This window comes from Streptomyces sp. N35, assembly GCF_016464295.1.
Classification (GTDB): domain Bacteria; phylum Actinomycetota; class Actinomycetes; order Streptomycetales; family Streptomycetaceae; genus Streptomyces.
In genome coordinates this window covers 43,353-51,270 of the sequence record NZ_JAEIMH010000068.1, presented here as the reverse complement: position 1 = coordinate 51,270, position 7,918 = coordinate 43,353, and the positions used below count along the sequence as shown (strand labels likewise).

Annotated in this window: 7 protein-coding genes and 1 riboswitch; of the genes, 6 read left to right on the top strand and 1 reads right to left on the bottom strand. The window is 70.7% G+C overall.

Annotated features, from left to right (window positions below):
- Window positions 1-514 precede the first annotated feature (514 nt).
- Together JAO81_RS30655 and def are read left to right on the top strand one after the other, a co-directional pair.
- The gene (locus JAO81_RS30655) at window positions 515-1,495 is read left to right on the top strand and encodes a hypothetical protein (protein WP_165335849.1); all 981 of its coding nucleotides are present in this window, start codon (window positions 515-517) and stop codon (window positions 1,493-1,495) included.
- 90 nt (window positions 1,496-1,585) lie between these two features.
- Entirely contained in the window at window positions 1,586-2,227 is a 642-nt protein-coding gene (gene def / locus JAO81_RS30650; RefSeq protein ID WP_199551210.1) for a peptide deformylase, read from the top strand.
- 30 nt (window positions 2,228-2,257) lie between these two features.
- Here def and JAO81_RS30645 read toward each other — a convergent pair whose 3' ends face one another.
- Window positions 2,258-3,223 (bottom strand): helix-turn-helix domain-containing protein, encoded by a 966-nt coding sequence (locus JAO81_RS30645; RefSeq protein ID WP_199551209.1) that lies wholly within the window; start codon window positions 3,221-3,223, stop codon window positions 2,258-2,260.
- A 93-nt stretch (window positions 3,224-3,316) separates the two neighbouring features.
- Between JAO81_RS30645 and JAO81_RS30640 the strand changes: the two genes are divergently transcribed.
- The 4 genes from JAO81_RS30640 (at window position 3,317) to JAO81_RS30625 (ending at window position 7,899) form a co-directional block, all read left to right on the top strand.
- Window positions 3,317-3,553, top strand: coding sequence for a hypothetical protein (locus JAO81_RS30640; RefSeq protein ID WP_199551208.1), 237 nt, complete (start codon window positions 3,317-3,319; stop codon window positions 3,551-3,553).
- A 42-nt stretch (window positions 3,554-3,595) separates the two neighbouring features.
- Window positions 3,596-4,099, top strand: a complete 504-nt coding sequence (locus JAO81_RS30635) for a GNAT family N-acetyltransferase (protein ID WP_199551207.1) — start codon at window positions 3,596-3,598, stop codon at window positions 4,097-4,099.
- Between the two features lie 80 nt (window positions 4,100-4,179).
- Window positions 4,180-4,312: riboswitch (cobalamin riboswitch) on the top strand.
- Window positions 4,313-4,447: 135 nt separating this feature from the next.
- Window positions 4,448-6,874, top strand: coding sequence for a ribonucleoside-diphosphate reductase subunit alpha (locus JAO81_RS30630; RefSeq protein WP_199551206.1), 2,427 nt, complete (start codon window positions 4,448-4,450; stop codon window positions 6,872-6,874).
- Complete coding sequence (locus JAO81_RS30625; protein WP_199551205.1) at window positions 6,874-7,899, top strand: ribonucleotide-diphosphate reductase subunit beta; 1,026 nt, start codon at window positions 6,874-6,876, stop codon at window positions 7,897-7,899. The genes JAO81_RS30630 and JAO81_RS30625 overlap by 1 nt, the downstream gene beginning before the upstream one ends.
- Window positions 7,900-7,918: the final 19 nt, after the last annotated feature.

The following is a 7,918-nucleotide window of genomic DNA, read 5'->3' as shown; positions in this document are numbered from 1 at the left end:
CGGCGGTGACCCTTCGCGGGAACGGTGCCATTGCCCGAATGAGCAAGCACCCCACCCCGGCCCCGACCCACAACGAAACCGCAGGCGCGCGAGCAGGGGCGGGGGAGCAACCACCCCATCCCGGCCCCGCCCCCAGACGAAACCACATGCGCGACGAGCAGGGGGGCAGGGGAGCAAGCGCGCCACCCCGACCCCATAACGAACCGCACGCGCCGCGCGACCGACGCCCAGGAGGCGAAGCAACCACCAGCTACCGCAGGACGAGGCAACCAAGGGTGACCGATACGTGCCGTATCCCACCCGTCGAGAAGTGACGGAGCAGCAAGCGAGGGGCGTAGCCCCGCCGGAGACGGGCACCGTACGGGTGCGGGCCCCGAGGGACGGGTAACCCATGGGTAATGAGCGGCCTTCCAACCCGGCATGGTTGGATGCGAATGTACGCAAGACGGCAAGGCAGCACGACGGACACGGCCGCGACGGGGCGCGCCAGGGACACCGACCGCAGGCGGGAATCGTGAGGATCTTCGGCAAGGGACGGCACCGGCCCTCCGCCTCATGGCGGCAGGCCACCGACCGCGCGTTCACGCTCATCGGCGACGGCCGGTACGAGGACGCCGGCGCGCTCCTGACACGCGCCGCCGACCTCGAGCCCTGGCTGTCCGAGTCCTGGTTCAACCTCGCGCTGCTGCACAAGTTCCGCCACGACTGGGAACAGGCCCGCGCCGCGGGACTGCGCGCCGTGGCCCTCCTCGACCGCGAGACCGGCGCCCCCGACTGGTGGAACGTCGGCATCGCCGCCACCGCACTCCAGGACTGGCCCCTGGCCCGCCGCGCCTGGCAGGCGTACGGCCTGAAGGTCCCCGGCGGCGCCGTGGGCTCGGGCGAACCGCTCGGCATGGAGCTGGGCAGCGCCGCCGTACGCCTCTCGCCCGAGGGCGAGGCCGAGGTCGTCTGGGGACGCCGGCTCGACCCGGCACGGATCGAGGTCCTGTCCATCCCGCTGCCCAGCAGCGGCCGCCGCTGGGGCGAGGTCGTCCTGCACGACGGCGTACCCCACGGCGAGCGCACCACGGCGGCCGGCCAGTCCTTCCCCGTGTTCGACGAGATCGAGCTCTGGGCGCCGTCCCCCGTACCCACCTGGGTCGTGCTGCTCGAGGCCGCCACCGAGGCCGACCGCGACGCCCTGGAGAAGCTGGCCGCCGACGCCGGGTTCGCCGCCGAGGACTGGTCCTCCTCCGTACGGCTGCTCTGCCGCATGTGCTCCGAGTCCCGGATGCCCTCCGACGAGGGCGACGGCGAGCACCTCGACCCGCACGACCACAGCGAGCCCGGCCACCCCGGACCGCTCGGCCATCGCACCGCCGGCGCCCTGTGGGTGCCTGAGCGCGAGTGCGGTATCGCGGCGCCTCCCGGTCTCGTACGGGGCCTGCTCGACGGCTGGGTCGCGGACAGCCCGGACTCCCGGGACTGGCGGGATCTCGAAGAGGTCTGTTGATCCCGGCCGCAGAGGTCTGCTGACGCGGCACCGTGGGGTGCCCGTAGGCTTGGGGCATCACGTGGACTGTCGAGGAAGGCATACGGCGGAATGACCGAACAGCAGCAGGCGGGCGGCGTGCTCCCTGTCGACGACGAGGGATACGTCATCGACTCGGAGGACTGCGAGGAGCGCGAGACCGCCTACCGGGAGCGGGGTACGTCCCGCCCGATCACGGTGGTCGGCAACCCCGTGCTGCACAAGGAGTGCAAGGACGTCACGGAGTTCGACGACGAGCTGGCGCAGCTGGTCGACGACATGTTCGCCAGCCAGCGCACGGCCGAGGGCGTGGGCCTGGCCGCCAACCAGATCGGCGTCGACAAGAAGGTCTTCGTCTACGCCTGCCCCGCGGCCCAGGCCGCCCGCCCCACCGGCGCCGCCGCCAACCCCGTGCCCGTCGAGCCCCCGGCGGCCCGCCGCGTGCTCGACGACGCCAACGAGGGCTGCCTCTCCGTACCGACGGCCTATGTCTCCCTCGCCCGCCCCGACTACGCCGAGGTCACGGGCCAGGACGAGAAGGGCAACCCGATCAAGGTCCGCGGCACCGGCTACTTCGCGCGCTGTCTGCAGCACGAGACGGATCACCTGTACGGCTACCTGTACATCGACCGGCTGTCGAAGCGCGACCGCAAGGACGCCCTGCGCCAGATGGAAGAGGGCACGCCCCGCTACCCGGTCGTCCCCAACGAGTGACTCCTGAAGTCCGCGCTGCCTGAAGGGAGTTCAGGCAGCGCGGGCCGGCCCCTGGAACGTCCGCCGGTACGCGTGCGGCGTCGTGCCCAGCGCGCGCAGGAACTGATGGCGCAGCGCCGCCGCGTTCCCGAAGCCGGCGCGCCCCGCGACCGCGTCCACCGTCTCCGCCGAGCCCTCCAGCAACTCCTGGGCAAGCAGCAGCCGTTGGCGAAGCAGCCACCGGTACGGCGTCGTACCGGTCTCCTCCTTGAAGCGCCGCGCGAAGGTCCGCGGCGACATCAGCGCCCGCTCCGCGAGCTGCTCGACGGTGATCTCCTCGTCGAGATGCCGCTCCATCCACGCCAGGACGCCGCCCACCGTGTCGCAGGCCGTACGCGGCAGGGGGCGGGACACGAACTGCGCCTGGCCGCCGTCCCGATGAGGCGGTACGACCATGCGCCGGGCGATCGCGTTGGCGACCTCCGTGCCGTGCTCCTGGCGCACGATGTGCAGGCACGCGTCGATCCCGGCCGCCGTACCGGCCGAGGTGATCACCGGGCCGTCGTCCACGTACAGGACATCGGGCTCGACCCGCGCTCGCGGATAGCGGATCGCCAGCTCCTGCGCATGCTTCCAGTGCACCGCGCAGCCGCGCCCGTCCAGCAGCCCCGCGGCGCCGAGCACGAAGACCCCCGAGCAGACGGAGAGGATCCGCGCTCCCCGGTCGATCGCCCTGTGCAGCGCGGCGATCAGCTCCTCGGGGAACTCCCGGTTCACATACGCCTGCCCCGCCGGTATCGCGATCAGATCGGCCTCTTCGAGCCGCTCCAGGCCGTGCGCCACGGTGATCGTGAACCCGGCGTGCGTGGACAGCTCGGGGCCGTCCGCGGAGGCCACCGCGAAGTCGTACACCGGCAGCCCTTCGTCGCTGCGGTCGAGGCCGAACACCTCGCAGACCACGCCGAGTTCGAAGGGATGCACTCCGTCGAGCAGCACTGCGGCAACGTTTTTCAGCATGTCTGCCAGTGTGTCGCGTAACTGGCAGGAAATCGAGGGTGTATGACGGTCCTGCCACTGCTCGCGGCCGGCCGAACGCGGGATCGTAGAGACATGAACACAAACGCCCTCCTCGACTGGTTCACCGTCCTCGTCCTCTTCGCCCTCCTCACGGCGCCCTCGCTCCTCGGCCACATCCAAGACCGCCGTATCGACCGGCAGTTGAAGCGGGCCGGGCAGCAGGCGCCCCGATCCGCCCGCATCCACCTGCTCCCCGCGCGCCACGGCGCGGAGCGTGCCGCGCACTCCCGTGCCGCGCACTCCCGTGCCGCGCACTCCTGGGCCGCGTAATCCGATTGATCCGCCCCGCTCCCAGGACGGCAGAATGCGGCCATGGACTTCACCATCAGGCCCGCGCTGCCCGAGGAGTACGCCCCGCTCGGCGACCTCACCGTCCAGGTCTACCTGGCCGACGGCCTGCTCGACTACGGCGAGGAAGACCCGTACATCCCGACCCTGCGCGACGTGGCGGGCCGCGCCGCGACCTCCGAGGTCCTGGTCGCGGTCGACGGCGACCGGCTGCTCGGCGGCGTCACCTTCGCGCTGTACGGAACTCCGCAAGCCCAGGTCTCCCGGCCGGGCGAGGCGGAGTTCCGTGCGCTGGCCATCGCCCCCTTCGGGCGCGGGCGCGGCGCGGGCGAGGCCCTGGTGCGGGCCTGCGTCGACCGGGCACGGGCGGCCGGCTGCACCGGCGTCGCGCTCTCGACCCAGCACATGATGCACAGCGCCCACCGCATCTACGAACGGCTCGGCTTCGTACGGACGCCGGAGCGGGACTGGAATCCGCTCGCGGACCGTGACGACCTGATGCTGATCACGTACGTGCTGACGCTCTGAGTCGCGAAGGCCCGCAACCGGGCGACGAGAAGGCCCCGCCGCCAACACAACATGTGGGCTTACCGAAGACGGCCACCACAACATGTATGCTCAACCTCGCTGTCGTCGCAGGGGAATCCGGTGCAAGTCCGGAACTGTCCCGCAACGGTGAACGAGGCGTCCGCACAGGGCGCCCCGTGAGTCCGAGCACCTGCCGAGAGCGCACCCGAGCCGACCGGTCCGGGTGCCGTTGACGTCCGGGCCTCGCGGAATGGGCCGGTGGACGCGGAGTGGTGCGCCCTGCCCGCGCACGCCTCGTGCACGCCCCCCTCGCCGTACGGCCCAGAGCCGAGCGAGGAGTGCACCCCCGTGACCATCGCGCCCGTGGATCCCGCCACCGTCCGGGCCGAAGCCGGTGAGCAGAGCGCACAGGAAGCAGCCGACCAGCCCGGCACAGCCCTGCTGCGGACCCTCACCGAGCTGACCGCCGACCTCCCCGCCGCCGACCCCGGCCGGGTCGCCGCCGCCGCGCTCCGCGGCCGCAGCACCCGGGCCGACGAGGCCGAACTGCGGGAACTGGCCACGGAAGCGGCCGCCGGACTGATCGCCGACGACCCCGCGTACTCCCGGCTCGCCGCCCGCCTGCTCACGCTCACCATCGCCGCCGAAGCCGCCTCGCAGGGGGTACGCACCTTCACCGAGTCCGTCTCGGCCGGCCACCGCGAAGGCCTGATCGCCGACCGGACCGCCGAGTTCACCTGGACCCACCACGCCCGCCTCGACGCACTGATCGACGCGGACGCCGACGACCGCTTCGGCTACTTCGGCCTGCGCACGGTCTACTCCCGCTACCTCCTGCGCCACCCGATCACCCGCAAGGTCATCGAGACCCCCCAGCACTTCATGCTGCGGGTGGCCGCCGGACTCGCCGCCGACGAGTCGGCCGGCGCCGTGGACGAAGTGGCCGCCCTGTACGGCCTGATGAGCCGCCTGGACTACCTGCCGTCCTCGCCGACCCTCTTCAACTCCGGCACCCGCCACCCGCAGATGTCCTCCTGCTACCTGCTCGACTCGCCCCTCGACGAGCTCGACTCGATCTACGACCGCTACCACCAGGTGGCCCGCCTCTCCAAGCACGCCGGCGGCATCGGGCTCGCGTACTCCCGTATCCGCGCCCGCGGTTCACTGATCCGCGGCACGAACGGGCACTCCAACGGCATCGTCCCGTTCCTCAAGACCCTCGACGCCTCCGTCGCCGCCGTGAACCAGGGCGGCCGGCGCAAGGGCGCCGCGGCCGTCTACCTGGAGACCTGGCACGCGGACATCGAGGAGTTCCTCGAACTGCGCGACAACACCGGCGAGGACGCCCGCCGCACCCACAACCTCAACCTCGCGCACTGGATCCCCGACGAGTTCATGCGCCGCGTCGAGTCCGGCGGCGACTGGTCGCTGTTCTCGCCGGCCGACGTGCCCGAGCTCGTGGACCTGTGGGGCGACGGGTTCGACGCCGCGTACCGGAAGGCGGAGGCCGCAGGACTGGCCCAGAAGACCATTCCGGCCCGCGACTTGTACGGGCGCATGATGCGCACCCTCGCGCAGACCGGCAACGGCTGGATGACCTTCAAGGACGCCGCCAACCGCACCGCCAACCAGACCGCGGAGCCCGGCCACACCGTCCACTCCTCGAACCTGTGCACCGAGATCCTTGAGGTGACGGACGACGGGGAGACGGCCGTCTGCAACCTGGGCTCGGTCAACCTCGGCTCGTTCGTGCTCGCGTCCGGCGACCTGGACTGGGACCGGCTCGACGAGACCGTCCGCACGGCCGTCACCTTCCTCGACCGGGTAGTCGACATCAACTTCTACCCGACGGAGCAGGCCGGCCGCTCCAACGCCCGCTGGCGCCCCGTCGGCCTCGGCGCGATGGGACTGCAGGACGTCTTCTTCAAGCTCCGCCTGCCCTTCGACTCACCCGAGGCGCGCGCCCTGTCCACCCGTATCGCCGAACGCATCATGCTCGCGGCCTACGAGGCCTCCTGCGACCTCGCCGAACGCGAAGGCCCGCTGCCCGCCTGGGACAAGACCCGCGCCGCCCGTGGAGTCCTGCACCCCGACCACTACGACGTCTCACCGCAGTGGCCCGAGCGCTGGGCGGCCCTGCGCGAGCGCATCGCGTCGACCGGCATGCGCAACTCCCTCCTCCTGGCCATCGCACCGACCGCCACCATCGCCTCCATCGCCGGCGTCTACGAGTGCATCGAGCCCCAGGTCTCCAACCTCTTCAAGCGCGAGACGCTGAGCGGCGAATTCCTCCAGGTCAACGCCTACTTGGTCGACGAGCTGAAGGCGCTCGGCATCTGGGACGCCCAGACCCGCGAGGCGCTGCGCGAGTCCAACGGCTCGGTCCAGGGCCTGAATCGGATCCCCGCGGACGTACGCGCCCTCTACCGCACCGCCTGGGAGATCCCGCAGCGCGGTCTGATCGACATGGCCGCCGCCCGCACCCCCTTCCTCGACCAGTCGCAGTCCCTGAACCTCTTCCTCGAGACGCCCACCATCGGCAAGTTGAGCTCGATGTACGCGTACGCCTGGAAGCAGGGCCTGAAGACCACGTACTACCTGCGCTCGCGCCCGGCGACGAGGATCGCCCGCGCGGCCGGCGGCGTCCGTACGGAGGCCGCCCCTCTGCCCGTCCAGCAGACGCCCGTCCAGCAAACGCCAGCTCAGCAGACGACCGACGAAGAAGCGCTCGCCTGCTCCCTGGAGAACCCCGAGTCCTGCGAGGCCTGCCAGTAATGACCACCGCACCCGAATCCGCCGTCAAGAACCTGCTCGACCCGGGCTTCGAACTGACCCTCCGCCCCATGCGCTACCCGGACTTCTACGAGCGCTACCGGGACGCGATCAAGAACACCTGGACCGTCGAGGAGGTCGACCTCCACTCCGACGTCTCCGACCTCGCGAAGCTCTCGCCCGGCGAGCAGCACATGATCGGCCGCCTTGTCGCGTTCTTCGCGACGGGCGACTCGATCGTGGCGAACAACCTGGTCCTGACGCTCTACAAGCACATCAACTCCCCGGAGGCGCGGCTCTATCTCTCGCGCCAGCTCTTCGAGGAGGCCGTGCACGTCCAGTTCTACTTGACGCTCCTGGACACCTACCTGCCCGATCCGGAGGACCGGGCGGCGGCCTTCGCGGCGGTCGAGAACATTCCCTCGATCAAGGAGAAGGCGGAGTTCTGTTTCAAGTGGATGGACTCGGTCGAATCGATCGACCGCCTGGAGTCCAAGGCCGACCGCCGCCGCTTCCTCCTCAACCTGATCTGCTTCGCGGCCTGCATCGAGGGGCTCTTCTTCTACGGGGCTTTCGCGTACGTGTACTGGTTCCGCTCGCGGGGGCTGCTGCATGGGCTCGCCACGGGGACCAACTGGGTGTTCCGGGACGAAACCTGCCACATGAGCTTCGCCTTCGAAGTGGTCGACACGGTCCGCAAGGAAGAGCCGGAGCTCTTTGACGAGCAGCTCGAAGACGAGATCCGCGCGATGCTGGCCGAGGCCGTGGACGCCGAGCTGCAGTTCGGCCGCGACCTGTGCGGCGACGGGCTCCCCGGGATGAACACGGACTCGATGCGTCAGTACCTGGAGTGCGTGGCGGACGACCGCCTGCGCCGCCTGGGGCTGGCCCCTGTCTACGGTTCCGAGAACCCCTTCTCCTTCATGGAACTCCAGGGCGTCCAGGAGCTGACCAACTTCTTCGAGCGCCGGCCGTCGGCGTACCAGGTGGCGGTGGAGGGCTCGGTGTCGTTCGACGACGAGTTCTAGTCGGCGGGGGCGCCGACGG